We start from the raw sequence: 16,326 nt of genomic DNA on the forward strand, positions 1-16,326 counted from the left end.
TCTAAATTCCCTGTAGTTGTTGTGAGAAATGGATGCAACATGGATTTTTGTGTTAATTGCAGGTGAATCTGAGGTGACAGCTCTTGCAGTGCCGAAGTCGGATCTGCAACGCAGGATGACTTTATGAAAAAATGTTAATTTTTGGCATGAAGTGTTACTTGTCGATAGCCGTAGGGCATGATGAGAATGACCTATCGATAACGCAAAAATGAGCATTTTGCTTAAGCAAAACAGGATGGGTTTGGTTCGAAGCGGATGCTTGTTTAGTAAGCTTGCGAATTCCGCTCTGTGAAGATCCTGAATAGCTATTCAAAAGGCTCTCGGAATGGGTAATAGATATAGCTCTCCCGATATTTCTGATATTGATGAACTCTATCCTCTGCAAGGACCTGCTCCTAAAAAGGGGTGGGGTGTATATATAATTCCATTGGCATGCGGTCCATATATTAAAGCATGCGAATGCTTAGAAGTTGGGCAATGGGGATTGATTCCAACGACGTCGCCAAGCAGGCGTCCTTTAAATTTGGATGGTTCCCCTATGTCAACGGAAAGAGCGTTCAGAGAAACGTTGAGCAATGATTACGTCTTTGGCCCGTCTTGGCATGCGGGTCGAAGGTGTCTTATCCCAGTGAGCAGCTGGATCGAGAATTACTCTGGTTTATCTGGTCGCAGTATTAATTGGATGTTCCGGCGTTCCGACGGAAAGCCTGCAATGTTGGCGGGGCTGTATAGTGAATGGATAGATCCGGTGAGCGGAGAAAAGGTGCCGAACTACACGGTGATCACACAAGATGCCAGCGCACATCCAATTCTCTCTCTCATGCACAGGCCTGGCAGAGAAAAGAGGTGTGTGGTAGTTCTGGAGCGCCAAGACTGGGATGCTTGGCTGCATTGCGCTCCGTCCCAAGCAGATTCATTGATTAAGTTGCCCATGATGGGGACGTTGAAGAGCGGGGCAGAAAACCCAGACGAAGAAGCTCTGTTGCCTCTTGAGCAGTTGCGCGCATTAAAGGCAGGTGGTTAGTTTGGTGCTTGCTATCCAATCGCGTGGTAATTTATCAAGTTTTTCCTCGTGCGGAAATCAGCTATAAATTAGGCTTGGTAATATTGTTGAAAATGGTGAGAGCATGGAATTAAATATTTATGAGATTCTGCTATTCATTGCATTGCAATTAATTTGCTTCTCGTTTTTTATAATAATATTTTGGACGTATTGTATTGTTGTGAAATCAAAAATAAGAGAATCTTTTAATATCTTGGCTTTTATTTTTGGAGTTTCGGTATCTTTCGTTGCTGCAGATTTTCTCACGCCGTAGCGGATTTTTATTGAAAGTGCCTTACCGCATCTTGTCAAGATTTGCTGCGCATATTTTTTGTTAAAAGACTGAGTGGGAAGATAAAGATCACTCCGCGTCCGGTATCAGGAACTTATGCAAGGCCGTCAAGCCATGATCTACACGCTGCACATAGATATGCAGGTTTCCGGTTGCTATACGGACCGGATCTTGCATGGAAATGTCGAGCTCTTTGAGTTCCAGGCGGCAACTCTCTCCGGTGCAATCCGAGATGGTTATTCCGTTGGCAACTTGCTGCGATTAGAGGGATTCCACATCTGGTACGGCCATGTGTCCATCGGCACCACGTCGCTCTATGCCATGCGCCAAGACGCCGAGGCGCTGGCGCAGCGTCTAGTGAGCCTGCATTCGCAGTTCGGCGGGCAGGGGGAGCGCAACCCGAACTGTCTTGGTCGGATCTGAAATCCGAGCAAGTTGAAGGCAGGTAGTGTGCTGGTGAGGGTACGGAGAGGCCTGAGGAAGAAGCGCCGCTGCGGGCGAGCCAGCTGCAAGCGCCATGGGCTGAACATGCTGGCTTGAGCTGTCGAGGCTCAGGTATGCTTTGGCCGCTGCAAAACAAAAAGGGAAATTGAGTTTCCCCAATTTCCCCTCAGAATCCTTGCGGAACCCGCATGGATGCTATGTTTTTGGTGCCGGAGAAAGGAATCGAACCCTCGACCTTCTCATTACGAATGAGCTGCTCTACCAACTGAGCTACACCGGCGACAGACAAAAATTATAACGGCAAATTCATGCCTCGGAATGGTACTGCGTCACTTTTTCGACTTCGTTCTTCGAGCCGAGGATGACGCTCACACGTTCGTGCAGTTGGGTGGGCTGGATGTCGAGGATGCGTTGCTTGCCGTTGGTGGCGGCGCCGCCGGCCTGCTCTATGAGCCAGGACATGGGGTTGGCTTCGTACATCAGGCGCAGCTTGCCGGGCTTGTTGGGCTCGCGGCGGTCCCAGGGGTACATGAAGATGCCGCCGCGGGTCATGATGCGGTGCACGTCGGCCACCATGGAGGCGATCCAGCGCATGTTGAAGTCCTTGCCGCGCGGGCCTTCCACGCCGGCCAGGCATTCGTCCACGTAGCGCTTGACGGGGGTGTCCCAGTGGCGCATGTTGGACATGTTGATGGCGAATTCCTTGGTGTCTTCGGGGATGCGGATGTTTTCCTGCACCAGCACGAAGGAGCCTTGCTCGCGGTCCAGCGTGAACATGGACACGCCGTCGCCCACGGTCAGCACGAGGGTGGTCTGCGGGCCGTAGATGCAGTAGCCGGCCGCGACCTGCTGGGTGCCGGGCTGCATGAAGTCCTGCTCGGTCACGCCGGGGTGGCCTTCGGGCTTCTTGAGCACGCTGAAGATGGTGCCGATGGAGACGTTGACGTCGATGTTGGACGAGCCGTCCAGCGGATCGAACATCAGCAGGTATTCGCCGTGCGGGTAGCGGTTGGGCACCAGGTAGATGCCTTCCATTTCCTCGGAGGCCATGGCTGCCAGGTGGCCGCCCCATTCGTTGGCCTCGATCAGCACCTCGTTGGCGATGATGTCCAGCTTCTTCTGGACTTCGCCCTGCACGTTCTCGCTGCCGGCCGTGCCCAGCACGTCGCCGATGGCACCCTTGTTGACGGATTGGCTGATGCGCTTGCAGGCGCGTGCCACGACTTCCAGCAGCAGGCGCAGCTGGCCGGGGATGAGGCCGTCCACGCGTTGCTGCTCGACCAGGTAGCGGGTCAGGCTGACGTTTTTCTTCATGGGTTCAACTCCTAAAAATCCGGGAGCAGATGCGGTGTGGAGTATGCATCTGCTGATGAACAGCATTTCAGTGATTCCTGGCTCGCAGCATGAAACCGGCGTTGCTCAGGCCAGGGACACCGAGGAAGAGCCGCCTCGCACCGAGGGTGTCGTCCCCCTGCAAGGGGGAAGGCGCGAAGCGACTCAGGGGGTGGCTCGTCAATCCGCCAGGGCGCGGGTGACTACCTCACGCACGTCGTTGCTGAGCTCAGCGCGGGCCGCCACGCGGGCGACGGCCTCGCGTGCGGCCGTGCGGTAAGGCTCGGCCAGCTTGCTCCAGCGGTCCAGGGCGCGCGCCAGGCGGGCGGCGACCTGGGGGTTGATGGCGTCCAGCTCGATGACGCGCTCGCTCCAGAACACATAGCCCGCCGCGTCGGCGCGGTGGAAGGCGCCTGGGTTGGCGCTGCAGTAGCTGAAGATCAGGCTGCGCGCGCGGTTGGGGTTCTTGATCTGGAAGTCGGGGTGCTTCATCAGCTGCTTGACGGCCGGCAGCACGTTGCCGCCACGGTCGCAGGCGCCGCCCTGCAGCGCGAACCACTTGTCCAGCACCAATGCATCGTGCTGGAACAGCTTGTGGAAGCGCGCCAGGGCCTGGGCGGCCAGCGGGTGGCCGCTTTGCACCAGTGCCGTCAGGGCGCTCATGCGGTCGGTCATGTTGCCGGCGTCCTTGAAGCGCTGCAGCGCCTTGCCGGGCCAGACGCTGTCGCCCGAGGCGCGTGCGGCCAGGCACAGCATGGACAGGGCCAGGCCTGCCAGCGCACGGCGGCCGGAGCTTACGGGGTCGGGGCGGTAGGCGCCGGTGTCGCTGTGCTCTTGCCAGGCTTGCTGCCAGTCGGCCTGCAGCTCGGTCGCCAGTTGCTGGCGCATGGCTTCACGCACGGCGTGCACGCGCTGCGGATCGACCACGGCCAGTTGCTCGGCGATGTAGCTTTCGCCGGGCAGGGTCAGCATCAGCTCCTTGAAGGCCGCATCCAGCTGCGGATGGCGCAGCACGCCGCGCATGGCCTCGACGAAAGAGGCCGGCAGCAGGGCGGCCGTGATCTGGCCGCTGGCGTCTGCCGTGATGGAGGTGTCGCCGATGGCCTGCAGCGCGATGCGCAGGCCCAGGCGCTGGCCGGCTTCCCAGCGGTTGAAGGCATCGCTGTCATGGGCCAGCAGGGTCAGCAAAGCGGCATCGCTGTCGCTGTGCTGCAGCACCACGGGCGCGCTGAAGCCGCGCAGCAGCGAGGGCACGGGCTCCTGGTCCACGTCGGTGAAGACGAAGCTGTGGCTGGGCTCGGACAGCACGAGCAGGCGGCTGTCGCCCGCTGCCGCCTGGTCCTCGCCCTGCAGGCGCAGGGTCAGCGCGCGGCCGTCCTGGCCCAGCAGGCCCATCTGCACGGGGATGACGAAGGGCAGCTTCTCGGCCTGGCCCGGCGTGGGCGCGCAGCTTTGGCTCAGGGTCAGCGTGTAGGTGCGTGCGGCGGCGTCGTAGCTGCCTTCGGCGTGCAGCTGGGGCGTGCCGGCCTGGCTGTACCAGCGCTTGAACTGGTCCAGGCGCTGGGCCAGCTCGCTGCCGGGGTTGGCGTCGGCCATGGCCTGGGCGAAGTCGTCGCAGGTGACGGCGTGGCCGTCATGGCGCTCGAAATACAGCTTCATGCCCTTGGCAAAGCCTTCGCGGCCCACCAGGTTGTGCTGCATGCGCACGACCTCGGCACCCTTTTCGTAGATGGTGACGGTGTAGAAGTTGTTGATCTCGATGTAGCTGTCGGGCCGCACCGGGTGGGCCATGGGGCCCGCATCTTCGGGGAACTGGGCGGTGCGCAGCACGCGCACGTCCTCGATGCGCTTGACGGCGCGCGCCGAGGGGCTGCCCGCCATGTCCATGCTGAATTCCTGGTCGCGGAAGACGGTCAGGCCTTCCTTGAGCGACAGCTGGAACCAGTCGCGGCAGGTGACGCGGTTGCCGGTCCAGTTGTGGAAGTACTCGTGGCCGACGACGGACTCGATGTTGGCGTAGTCGGTGTCGGTGGCCGTGGACTGGCTGGCCAGGACGTACTTGGTATTGAAGACGTTCAGCCCCTTGTTCTCCATGGCGCCCATGTTGAAGTCGCTGGTGGCGACGATCATGAAGCGGTCCAGGTCCAGGGACAGGCCGAAGCGGGCCTCGTCCCAGGCCACGCTGGCCATGAGGGAGTTCATGGCGTGCTCGGTCTTCTCCAGATCGCCGGGGCGCACGAAGACCTGCAGCAGGTGGTCGCGGCCTGCGCGGCTCTTGATCTTTTGCTCGCGCGCAACCAGATTGCCGGCCACCAGGGCGAACAGGTAGCTGGGCTTTCTGTGCGGATCGGCCCACTTGGCGAAGTGGCGGCCGTCTTCCAGCGCGCCTTGCTCGACCAGGTTGCCGTTGGACAGCAGCACCGGGTACGCGGTCTTGTCGGCGCGCAGCGTCACGGTATACATGGCCATCACGTCGGGACGGTCCAGGAAATAGGTGATGCGGCGGAAACCCTCGGCCTCGCACTGGGTGAAGAACGTGCCCTGGCTCACATACAGGCCCATGAGCTTGGTGTTCTTGGCGGGCGCGCAGGTGGTGAAGATTTCCAGATCGACGGGGTCGCCGCCCTCGGGCAGGTTCTCCAGCACGAGCTGGTCGCCGTCCATCTTGAACGAGGTGCCGCCGCCGTTGACCAGCACGCGCGCAAGGTTCAGTTCATCGCCGTCCAGGCGCAGCGGCTGCGCCGGCACCTCGGTGTTGCGGCGCACGCGCATCTTGTTGAGCACGCGGGTCTTGGCCGGATCGAGATCGAAGGTCAGGTCCACGGTGTCGATCCACCAGGCAGGAGCCTGGTAGTCGGCGCGGTGGATGGCGGTGGCAGGGGCCTGCCCGTCACGCAGTTGCAGCATACAGATTCCTTCCTATGCCAATATCAGGGGACAGAGTTCAAGCCCCTGTGCGGCCGGTGCCGCCCAGGGGCTTGAAATCAGAGGCCTTGCTTGAGCGAGGCTTCGATGAAAGCGTCGAGGTCGCCGTCCAGCACCTTCTGGGTGGCCGAGATTTCGACGTTGGTGCGCAAATCCTTGATGCGGCTGTTGTCCAGCACGTACGAGCGGATCTGGTGGCCCCAGCCTACATCGGTCTTGGTGTCCTCCAGCTTTTGCTGCTCCACCATGCGCTTTTGCATCTCGTGCTCGTAGAGCTTGGAGCGCAGGCGCTGCCATGCCACGTCGCGGTTGCTGTGCTGGCTGCGGCCGTCCTGGCATTGCACGACGATGCCGGTGGGCATGTGCGTCAGGCGCACGGCCGAGTCGGTCTTGTTGATGTGCTGGCCGCCGGCGCCCGATGCGCGGTAGGTGTCGGTGCGCACGTCCGAGGGGTTGATCTCGATCTGGATCGAGTCGTCGATCTCGGGGTAGACGAACAGCGAGGCAAAGCTGGTGTGGCGGCCGCCCGAACTGTCGAAGGGCGACTTGCGCACCAGGCGGTGCACGCCGGTTTCGGTGCGCAGCAGGCCGTAGGCGTACTCGCCCTCGATGTGGATGGTCGCGCTCTTGATGCCGGCGATGTCGCCCGGCGTCTCTTCCTCGACCGTGGCCTTGAAGCCCTTGCGCTCGGCGTACTTCAGGTACTGGCGCAGCAGCATGCCGGCCCAGTCGCAGGCCTCGGTGCCGCCGGCGCCGGCCTGGATGTCCACGAAGCAGTTCAGCGGATCGGCTTCCTTGCCGAACATGCGGCGGAACTCCAGCTCCTCGATCAGCGGCTGCAGCTTGGCGGTCTCGCCCTCGATGGTGAGCAGGCCGGTCTCATCGCCTTCTTCCTTGCTCATCTCGAACAGCTCGGCGTTGTCGGCGAGCTCGGTGGTCAGCTTTTGCAGCGTCAGCACGACGCCGTCGAGCAGCTTCTTTTCCTTGCCCAGTTCCTGGGCCTTCTTGGGGTCGTTCCAGACGCTGGGATCTTCCAGCGAGGCATTTACCGTGCGCAGTCGTTCGTACTTTGCATCGTAGTCAAAGATACCTCCGTAGATCTGCCGCACGCTGCGACAGATCTTCGAGGGTGTTGCCGATGAGGTTGATGCGTTCTGCTTCCATGATGTGTTCCGTTCTTCTGATGAATGTGTTCTTGGCCGAATCGCCGATTTTCTCATGCTGGGGCATCGTGCCGGGGCAAGCGCCCGCCGCGCGGGCCTGGAGGCGCGCTGCCGTGTGACGATGGCTTTCAAAACAAGGGCTTGCAGCGGCCGATCATGGCAGATTTGAAGGGCTTGGCCATGGCAATGCGCAGGTTGCAGCGTGGACCCTGGCGTGTTCTGGCTGCAGACCTCCCGGAAAAAAGGCCCGGCCAGCAGGAGCTGGTCGGGCCTTGGCAGGCATGTCCGCCCCCGGCGGGGCGGGCGAAAACCTGGTTCAGAAGGTTTCCCAATCGTCGTCGGAAGCCGTGCTGGCCGCCTTGGCCTTGGCTTTGGCCGATGCCGTCACGGCGGGCCGGGCCGGCTGTGCTGGCTGGGCCGGGCGCGCGGCGCCTGCCGGGGCAGGGGGTGCACCGGTTGCACCGGCCACAGAAGGCAGGGCGGCCGAAGCACGTGCGGGCACCGCGCGTTTGGGAGCGGAAGGCGCCAGATGCGGACGGGGCGCCGTCGGCGCGTGGCGGGGCGCCGTCGGCGCGTGGCGGGGCGCTGCCACGGCGGCGGGGTTGACGCCACGGCTGTTGCCCAGCATGCCGGTGGACGGCGAGAGCTTGAACACGCTGACCACTTCGGCCAGCGCCTTGGCCTGGGCCTGCAGGGCGCCGGTGGCCGCCGCCGATTCCTCCACCAGTGCGGCGTTCTGCTGGGTCATCTGGTCCATCTGCGTGACGGCCTGGTTGACCTGCTCGATACCGGCCGTCTGCTCATGGCTGGCGGCCGAGATCTCGCCCATGATGTCGGTCACGCGGCGCACGCTGGCCACGATCTCCTCCATGGTCTTGCCGGCCGAGTCGACCTGGGCGCTGCCTTCCTCGACCTTGCCCACCGAGTCGTCGATGAGCTGCTTGATCTCCTTGGCGGCGGCGGCCGAGCGCTGGGCCAGGGTGCGCACTTCCGAGGCGACGACGGCAAAGCCGCGTCCCTGGTCACCGGCGCGGGCCGCTTCCACGGCCGCATTCAGCGCCAGGATGTTGGTCTGGAAGGCGATGGAGTCGATGACGCCGATGATGTCCACGATCTTGCGCGAGGCATCGTTGATGGCGGACATGGTCTGCACCACCTGGGCCACGGCCGAGCCGCCGCGCACGGCGACCTGGGAGGCGGCGGCGGCCAGCTGGTTGGCCTGCTGGGCGTTGGCGCCGTTTTGCTTGACGGTGGAGGTCAGCTCCTCCATGGAGGCGGCGGTCTGCTCCAGCGAGCTGGCCTGTTCCTCGGTGCGGGCCGACAGGTCCTGGTTGCCCGATGCGATCTGGCCGCTGGCCGTGGCGATGGAGTCCGTGCCCTGGCGCACCTGGCCGACGATGCGCTGCAGGCTCTCGTTCATGTGCTGCAGGGCCTGCAGCAGCTGGCCGGTCTCGTCCTTGCCATGCACCTCGATGCGGCTGCCCAGGTCGCCGGCGGCCACGGCCTGTGCCAGGCTCACGGCCTGCTGCAGGGGGCGTGCCACGCTGCGGGCGATCAGCAGCGCCATGCCCAGGCCGAAGAGGACGGCCCCCGCCAGCAGGGCGATCACCCACCAGCGCGCGGCGGTGAAGATGTCGTCGCCGGCCTGGTTGGCGTCCTCGATGCCCAGGGCGTTGATCTTGAGCAGTTCGTCCAGCTTGGTGTTGATGGCACGGCTGGTCTTGACCGAATCGCCGCGCAGCACCTCGGACGCCTCGTCGGTGCGCAGGGCGTGGGACAGGTCCACGATCTTTGCCGTGTGCTGCGCGTACTGGCCCAGGTCGTCCTTGATGCCGGCCATCAGCTCGCGCTCACGCGCGGTGTTGGCATAGCGCTCGAAGGCCTGCTGGTTCTTGAGCAGCTCGGACCACAGCGCCGGCATGCTTTTGTCGTAGATGGCCATTTCATCCATCGAGGTGGCCAGCACATGCTGCATGGTCTGCGAGCGGTAGCGCTGCAGCTGGTAGCGCATCTCCATGATCACGCGCTCGGCGGGCATCCAGTGGTGCGCCAGGTCGGTGGCCGTGCGGTTGACACGGTCCAGCTGGACCACGGAGAACAGGCCCAGGCCGGCGGTCAGCAGCAGCAGGGCGATGAAAGAGGCCAGCAGCTTGTGGGCCAGCTTCAGATTGCGGAAAAACATCATGGTGGGGAGTGCCGTACGGCGAGAAGCGAAAGCGGGTGAGCGGCGGTGGCTGCGAATCGAGGGGATGCGGTGGCGATCGGTGGCGATCAGCGGGACCGACACTCGGCCCCGCCATGCCGCAGTTATCGGTCACTTGCCGGCGAGGCTTAGGGAAAAATAGGTCCAGTCCGAATATTTATTGCGGATTGTTACTTTTTCCGGCCAAGGTCTCCGCGCGCATGGCCTGGTCCGCGCACGTGCCCGCTCACATGCCGTTCACATGTCCGTCGCCACGCCGGCTTGCAGGCTCGATGCCTGCAGCCACCGCTCCAGATCCGCTGCCGGCAGCGGGCGCGAGAACAGATAGCCCTGCGCGACCGGATAGCCCTGTTCGCGCAGGATGGTGTTCTGCGCAGCCGTCTCCACTCCCTCGGCCACCACGGTCAGGTGCAGGCTGCGGCCTATGCCCAGGATGGCGTTGCTCAGGGCCTGGGCGGCTTCGTCGTTTTCCAGGTCGGCCACGAAGCTGCGGTCCAGCTTGAGCTCGCTGACGGGCAGGCGGCGCAGGTAGCTGAGGCTGGAGTAGCCCGTGCCGAAGTCGTCCATGGACAGGCGCACGCCCTGGGAATGCACGGCCTGCAGCGTGCGCATGGTGCCCGGGTTGGTGTCCAGCAGCAGGCTTTCGGTGATCTCCAGCGTGAGGTCCTGCGGCTTGAGCGCGTTGTGCTCCAGCGTGTCGGCAATCATGCGCGGCAGGTCCAGGTTGTGAAAGCTCGTGGGCGAGAGGTTGACCGACATGGCCGGCACGTCAATGCCCCGGCTGCGCCACTCGCCCAGCTGGCGGCAGGCCTCGCGCAGTGCCCAGGTGCCCAGCTCGCCGATCAGGCCGCATTCCTCGGCCAGCGGAATGAAGCGTGCGGGCGAGATCTCGCCGAATTCCGCATGGCTCCAGCGCGCCAGGGCCTCCACGCCGTAGAGGCGCCCGTCCTTCAGGTCGAGCTGGGGCTGGTAGTGCAGTCGCAGGCCGCCGCTGCGCAGGGCGTCGCGCAGCGCCGTCTCCAGCACCAGCCGCTCCTGCGCCAGGCGGTTCATCTCGGGGCTGAAGAAGCTGTAGAGCCCGCGCCCGCCCGATTTGGCCTGGTACATGGCCATGTCGGCGCGGTGCAGCAGGGTCTCCATGTCGCGCCCGTCGGCGGGAAACACGGCAATGCCGCAACTGGCCGTGCTGGCCAGGGACACGTCGTCGATCATGCAGGGCTCGCCAAGTGCCGACTGCAGCCGCTCTATCACCTCGGCCGCCTGCGCACCGCCGCAGTGTGGCAGCACGATGACGAATTCATCGCCCGACAGGCGCCCGGCAATGTCGCCCGTGCGCAGCTCCGCCTGGATGCGCTGGGCCACGCTGCACAGCAGCCGGTCGCCGGCCGGGTGGCCCAGCGAGTCGTTGACCTGCTTGAAGCGGTCCAGGTCAATGAAGACCACGGCCAGCTCGTGGCCCTCGTGCGAAGCCACGGACAGCGCCTGCTCGGCCTGGGCCAGCAGCAGGCTGCGGTTGGGCAGGGTGGTCAGCCCGTCGTAGAAGGCCAGCTGCCGGATGCGGCGGCGCGCCTGCTCGCGCTCCAGCGCCAGCGCGCACAGGTCGGTGCAGGCCTCCACCAGCCGCTGGTGGAAGGGATCGGGGCCGGGCCGGTCGAAATGGCGGTAGTAGAAGGCAAAGGTGCCGGCCACGCCGCCCTGCAGCCCGCAGATGGGCGTGGACCAGCAGGCCGTATACCCCAGCGGCAGGATGAGGTGCTTGAAGTCGGCCCACAACGGATCGGTGGCGATGTCGCCCACCAGCACGGGCCGGTTGTGGAAGGCCGCCGCGCCGCAGGAGCCGACATTGGGGCCGATGGGCACGCCGTCCAGCGCCGCCGAATAGGAGGCCGGCAGGCTGGGCGCGGCCAGCGGATGCAGGCGGTTCTGGTCATCGACTTCCAGCACCGAGACCGCAATGTCGGGCGCAATGCGCTCGACCTCGCGGCAGACCAGGTCCAGCACCTCGGTCAGCGGCTGGTCGCGGGCCATGGCCTCCAGGGCGCGCCGCTGCAGCACCTCGTGCATCTTGGCCTCGGTGATGTCGGTGATCACGGTCACCGTGGTGTGGAGGCGGCCGTCGGGGCCCATGACGGGATTGGCCTGGGCGCTGACCCAATACCGCTCGCCGTCCTTGCCGACGAGGATCTCCTCGCGGTACACCGGCTTGCCTGCGTCCAGTTCGGCGCGGTAGGCGGCCGTGAATTCGGGCGAGGCATGGGGCACCAGCAGGGCGATGGGCGCACGGCCCACGACCTCTTCGCTGCTCCAGCCGAACATGCGGGTGAAGCCTGCGTTGACATAGGAGATGGTCCAGTTGCCGTCGGCGATCACCACGGCCGCGTCGGTGGCATCGGCCACCAGGGACAGGCGCCGCAAATGCTCCTGCCTTCTGCGGTCGGCCTGCACCCGGGTCGTGATGTCGGTGGCAATGCACAGCACATGGCTGAGCGCGCCCTGGGTATCCAGCACGGGGGCATAGGTGGCCTCCAGCCAGCAGGTGCTGCCATCACGGCGCCGGTGTTCGCCCACGCGCGAAATCGTCTCGCCCGCGCCCCAGCGCTGGCGCCACCGGCCGTAGGCGTCGGGATCGGCATGTGCCTGGGTGCACAGGTCACTGTGCAGCAGGCCCTCGGCGCCCGAGGTGGGGTAGCCAAGAATGGCTTCGTAATTGGCGTTGGCGCGCATCAGCCGGCCTTCGGGCGTGAACTCCGCCAGCGCCATGGCCTTGTCCAGCGTGCTCCACAGCGCCTGCTGCCCTGCCGTGCCTGCTACCCGCGTTTCGAACATGGTTCGCTCTCCTGATGGATGCTGAGCTGATGATGATTGTTTCCAAATGATACCGATCCGGCGCAGCAGCTGGATGTCAGCCACACCTGATCGCACTTGCTCCCTCTGTTCGCCCATGGATGGTCCGCCTGATGACACTCTTAGGCAAGTGCTGCCGCTGGTTACAATGATTTGAGAATGATTCTTGTTTGATGGTGCATCCCGCCTTCAAGCCATCGGGTCCTACCATGCCATCCGCCCCAGCCTCCAGCGCCGCCTCCAGCCCCTTGCACCGCGAAATCTCCACCCTCTATGCCGGCCACCATGGCTGGCTGCAGGGCTGGCTGCGCCGCCGACTTGGCAATGCCTGCGACGCGGCCGACCTGGCGCAGGACACCTTCATCCGCCTGCTCACCGCGCCTGCGGGCGACTTGCCCGCCCTGCGCGAGCCACGCGCCTACCTGGCCACGGTGGCGCGGCGCCTGCTGATCAACCACCTGCGCCGCCAGTCGCTGGAGCAGGCCTGGCTGCAGGCCCTGGCCGTGCTGCCAGCGCCGCAGGCGCCGTCGCCCGAGCAGCAATTGCTCATCCTGCAGGCACTGCAGGAGGTCGATGCCATGCTCGACGGCCTGCCGCCCAAGGTGCGCGCGGTCTTCATCCTGTCCCAGGTCGAGGGGCTGACCTATGCGGCCATTGCCGAGCAACTGGGCATGGGCCTGCGTTCGGTCAAGCGCTACATGGCCCAGGCCATGGCCGAGTGCATTCTGCTGTCGGCATGAACGCCGTGGACTCCCAGGCCGCAGCGCCGCTGTCGCGCGAAATCGCCTTGCAGGCCGCCGAATGGTTTGTGCTGCTGCACTCGGGCGAGGCCAGCGAGGCCGACCACCGCGCCTTCGAGGCCTGGCGCACCCGTGCCGATGTCCATGCGCAGGCCTGGCTGCGCGCCCTGGCCGTGAGCCAGCGCGCGGGCAGCCTGCCGCCCGCACTGGGGGCACCGGCCCTGGGCCGCAAGCAGCGCCGCCTGGGCGCCATGGGCCGCCGCGATACCGTGCGCGCGCTGGCCCTGCTGATCACGGCCGCCCCCGTGGGCTGGCTGGCCTGGCGCGCCACGCCCTGGATGCAGTGGACCTCCACCCATGCCACGGCCACGGGCGAGCGCCGCGAATGGACGCTGGCCGATGGCAGCCGTCTTGTGCTCGATACGGGCAGTGCCGTCGATGTGTTGTTTGACGAGGCGCTGCGCCGTGTCCACCTGAGTGAGGGCGCCGTCTTCATAAAGACCGCGCCCGACCCGCAGTCCCGGCATCGGCCCTTCGTGGTCACCACAGGGCAGGGCAGGGTGCGCGCCCTGGGCACGCGCTTTGTCGTGCGTAGTGTCCGGGAGCGCAGCGAGGTGGCCGTGCTGCAGGGCGCCGTGCAGATCACCACCCGTGGCGGCGCCGCGCAGCAGCTGCAGGCAGGCCAGCAACTGTGGTTTGACGCCATGGGCATAGGCCGTGCCGAGCCTGCGGACGCCAGCGCCGCCCAATGGGCGCGCGGCCTGCTGGCCGCAGACAACATGCGTTTGGCCGACTTTGTGGCCGAGCTGTCGCGTTACCGCTCCGGCTGGCTGCACTGCGATCCGTCTGTGGCGGATTTGCGCGTCACCGGCGCCTTTCAGCTGGGCGATGCCGATACCGGCACGGACGCCGTGCTCGCCAACCTCGTGCACCTGCTGCCCGTGCAGGTCCACTACCGCACGCGCTACTGGGTGACGGTGGCGGCGCGCGGTACACCACCGGCTTGAAATTTCTTTCGGAATCTGGCCCCTTTCTGCGGCAGGCCGTGTCCTGTTCGATGGCAACCGATTTCATCGAACGACATCCGAAGGAAAAACAGACCATGGCTCTCCGGCCCGGCATGCGCAGCTTGGCGCGCACTCCCTCCCCCTTGCTCTTTCCACTGTCCCAGACAGGTCTCGCCGTGCTCATGGCCGCGGGCCTGGTGGCAGGCGCCGCCTTGCCGCGCGCTGCGCTGGCCCAGGCCGGTGCGGCGGCCACCAGCGCGGTGCAGCGTCCGTTCCAGGTGCCGGCAGGCCCGCTGGCCGCCGCGCTCACGGCGTTTGCCGCTGACGCAGGTGTGAGCATCAGCGCACCGCCCGCCCTGGTGCAGGGCCGGCGCACCCAGGGCGTGCAGGGCCGCCTCACGGTGCGCGAGGCGCTGGACCGGCTGCTGGCCGGCACCGACCTGCAGGCGCAGGCGGCGGGGGAGGGCGGTTTTGTGCTGCGTGCGGTGCCCGAGGCCACCCAGGCATCGACCGTGCTGGGTGAGGTCAGGGTGACCGCCGCGGCCCCGGCAGAAAGCCCCTGGGGCAGTACCAGCGGGTATGTGGCGCGCCGGGCCAGCACGGCCACCAAGACCGATGCGTCGATTCTGGAGGTGGCGCAATCGGTGTCCGTCATCACGCGCGACCGCATGGACGACCAGGGCGTGCGCACGCTCAACGACGCCGTGCAGTACACGGCCGGCGTGCGCACCAACACGGGCGGGGCAAATCCTGCGGACGACAGTCTGTCGGTGCGCGGCTTCAGCCAGTTCTCGGGCAATTTCTACCTGGACGGACTGCGCCTCATGCCGCTGGGCACGCTGGGCTTTTTCGGCATGGAGCCTTACGGGGCCGAGCGCATGGAGGTCCTCAAGGGGCCGGCCTCGGTGCTGTATGGCCAGAACTCGCCGGGCGGCATCGTGAACTTCGTGTCCAAGCGGCCTTCGGCCGATGCGGTGCGCGGCATGGAGTTGTCCGTGGGCAGCCATGCTCGCCGGCAGGCGGCCTTCGACCTCGGAGGCCCGTTGGGTGACGATGGCACGGTGAGCTACCGTCTGGTGGGGCTGGCCAGGGCGGCCGACCAGCAGATCGACTTCATGCGCGATGACCGCGTCTACCTGGCGCCCAGCCTGACCTGGGCGCCGGACGCGCGCACCAGCGTCACGCTGCGCGGCTTCTACCAGAAGAACCACGCCATGATGTCCACCAACGTGCAGTGGGATGCGCTCAACGGGCGCAACCCCAATGGCCGGCTGCCCCTGAACCGCTTCCTGGGAGAGCCGGGCTTCGACCGCGAAGAGACCGAGGTCGCATCGCTGGGCTACGACGCACGCCATCAATTCGACAGCGGCTGGACGCTGCGGCAGAACTTCCGCTACCTGCACGCACGCAACCACGAGCAGTACATGTTCCGCTACGGGCCGCTGATCGACGGCTCCATCACCAACCGGGAGATCGATTCGCGCGACGGCAAGGGCGGCGTCTACACCGTGGACACCAGCCTGTCGGGCCAATTCGCGGCGGCCGGCCTGCAGCACGAACTCATCGTGGGGCTGGACTACAACCGCAGCCGCTCCAGTTTCGACTCCTATATTGCCGACGGTCCGCAGCTGGACATCTACCGGCCCGTCTATGGCAGCTTCATCGACACCTCGCTGCTGCAGCCCGATGCGCTGCGCGATGAGCGCGCCCAGCAGGTAGGCCTCTACGTGCAGGACCGCATCCGCAAGGACCGCTGGGTGCTGGCCCTGGGCGGGCGCCACGACTGGAGCCGCCTGGAGCAGTCCAGCCGCCTGGCCGACCCCGTGTCCACCAGCGTGCGCAAGCCCAAATCCTTCACCGGCCGCGTGGGCCTGACCTATCTTGCAGACAACGGCGTGGCGCCCTATGTCAGCTACAGCGAGTCGTTTGTCCCTTTGATGGGCGCTGACCGCAACGACCGGCCCTTTGATCCGGAAACCGGCAAACAGGTCGAGGTCGGCGTCAAGTACTCGCCCGACGAGCGCAGCAGCTTCACGCTGGCCGCCTTCGAGCTGCGCCGGCAGAACGTGCTCACCACCGACCCCGAGAACGTCCGCTATTCCATACAGCAGGGCGAAGTGCGTTCTCGCGGCATCGAGTTCGAGGCGGCAGTCCAGCCCATGCGCGGGCTCAAGCTCCTGGCCGCGCTGACCTACAACCCCGTCAAGGTGACCCGGGCCCAGCCAGACCAGTGGGGCGGCAACGTGCAGGGCAAGTCGCCTTACGAAGTGCCCCGCAAGATGGCGTCGGCCTGGGTGGACTATGCCTTTGGGGGCGACCTGCTGGGGCTGGGGG

The 16,326-nt window shown here is 65.1% G+C and carries 10 protein-coding genes and 1 tRNA gene; 5 read left to right on the plus strand and 6 right to left on the minus strand.

What is annotated here, in order from left to right:
- The first annotated feature begins 325 nt into the window (after positions 1 to 325).
- Together BW39_RS30435 and BW39_RS16680 are read left to right on the plus strand one after the other, a co-directional pair.
- A complete protein-coding gene (locus BW39_RS30435) occupies positions 326 to 1,024 on the plus strand; it encodes an SOS response-associated peptidase family protein (RefSeq protein WP_081816232.1) in 699 nt (232 codons plus the stop codon).
- A 424-nt stretch (positions 1,025 to 1,448) separates the two neighbouring features.
- Entirely contained in the window at positions 1,449 to 1,757 is a 309-nt protein-coding gene (locus BW39_RS16680; protein WP_052155363.1) for a hypothetical protein, read from the plus strand.
- 225 nt (positions 1,758 to 1,982) lie between these two features.
- On the opposite strand, the gene BW39_RS16685 is transcribed toward BW39_RS16680, so the two are convergent.
- The 6 genes from BW39_RS16685 to BW39_RS16710 all read right to left on the minus strand — a co-directional run bounded on the left by BW39_RS16685 (position 1,983) and on the right by BW39_RS16710 (position 12,227).
- A tRNA-Thr gene (locus tag BW39_RS16685) sits at positions 1,983 to 2,058 on the minus strand.
- Between the two features lie 26 nt (positions 2,059 to 2,084).
- Positions 2,085 to 3,092: a class 1 fructose-bisphosphatase gene (locus tag BW39_RS16690; RefSeq protein WP_013802818.1), complete on the minus strand. Its 1,008-nt coding sequence runs from the start codon at positions 3,090 to 3,092 to the stop codon at positions 2,085 to 2,087.
- A 198-nt stretch (positions 3,093 to 3,290) separates the two neighbouring features.
- Positions 3,291 to 6,017 (minus strand): aminopeptidase N, encoded by a 2,727-nt coding sequence (gene pepN / locus BW39_RS16695; protein WP_043823140.1) that lies wholly within the window; start codon positions 6,015 to 6,017, stop codon positions 3,291 to 3,293.
- 77 nt (positions 6,018 to 6,094) lie between these two features.
- Positions 6,095 to 7,199 (minus strand): peptide chain release factor 2 gene (prfB, locus tag BW39_RS16700; protein ID WP_013802816.1). Its coding sequence is split into 2 segments (ribosomal slippage): positions 6,095 to 7,117 and positions 7,119 to 7,199, totalling 1,104 coding nucleotides; the frame shifts between segments, so codons are not numbered across the junction.
- 315 nt (positions 7,200 to 7,514) lie between these two features.
- Entirely contained in the window at positions 7,515 to 9,383 is a 1,869-nt protein-coding gene (locus tag BW39_RS16705) for a methyl-accepting chemotaxis protein (RefSeq protein ID WP_043823142.1), read from the minus strand.
- A gap of 255 nt (positions 9,384 to 9,638) precedes the next feature.
- Positions 9,639 to 12,227 (minus strand): sensor domain-containing protein, encoded by a 2,589-nt coding sequence (locus tag BW39_RS16710; RefSeq protein WP_043823143.1) that lies wholly within the window; start codon positions 12,225 to 12,227, stop codon positions 9,639 to 9,641.
- 227 nt (positions 12,228 to 12,454) lie between these two features.
- Between BW39_RS16710 and BW39_RS16715 the strand changes: the two genes are divergently transcribed.
- From BW39_RS16715 to BW39_RS16725, 3 genes are all read left to right on the plus strand, one after another.
- The gene (locus BW39_RS16715; RefSeq protein ID WP_043823161.1) at positions 12,455 to 12,985 is read left to right on the plus strand and encodes a sigma-70 family RNA polymerase sigma factor; all 531 of its coding nucleotides are present in this window, start codon (positions 12,455 to 12,457) and stop codon (positions 12,983 to 12,985) included.
- A complete protein-coding gene (locus BW39_RS16720) occupies positions 12,982 to 13,992 on the plus strand; it encodes a FecR domain-containing protein (protein ID WP_043823146.1) in 1,011 nt (336 codons plus the stop codon). The genes BW39_RS16715 and BW39_RS16720 overlap by 4 nt, the downstream gene beginning before the upstream one ends.
- 95 nt (positions 13,993 to 14,087) lie before the next feature.
- A partial coding sequence (locus tag BW39_RS16725) for a TonB-dependent siderophore receptor (RefSeq protein ID WP_043823163.1) occupies positions 14,088 to 16,326 on the plus strand: 2,239 nt, incomplete at its 3' end.

This window comes from Delftia sp. RIT313 (assembly GCF_000632165.1).
GTDB lineage: Bacteria > Pseudomonadota > Gammaproteobacteria > Burkholderiales > Burkholderiaceae_C > Comamonas > Comamonas acidovorans.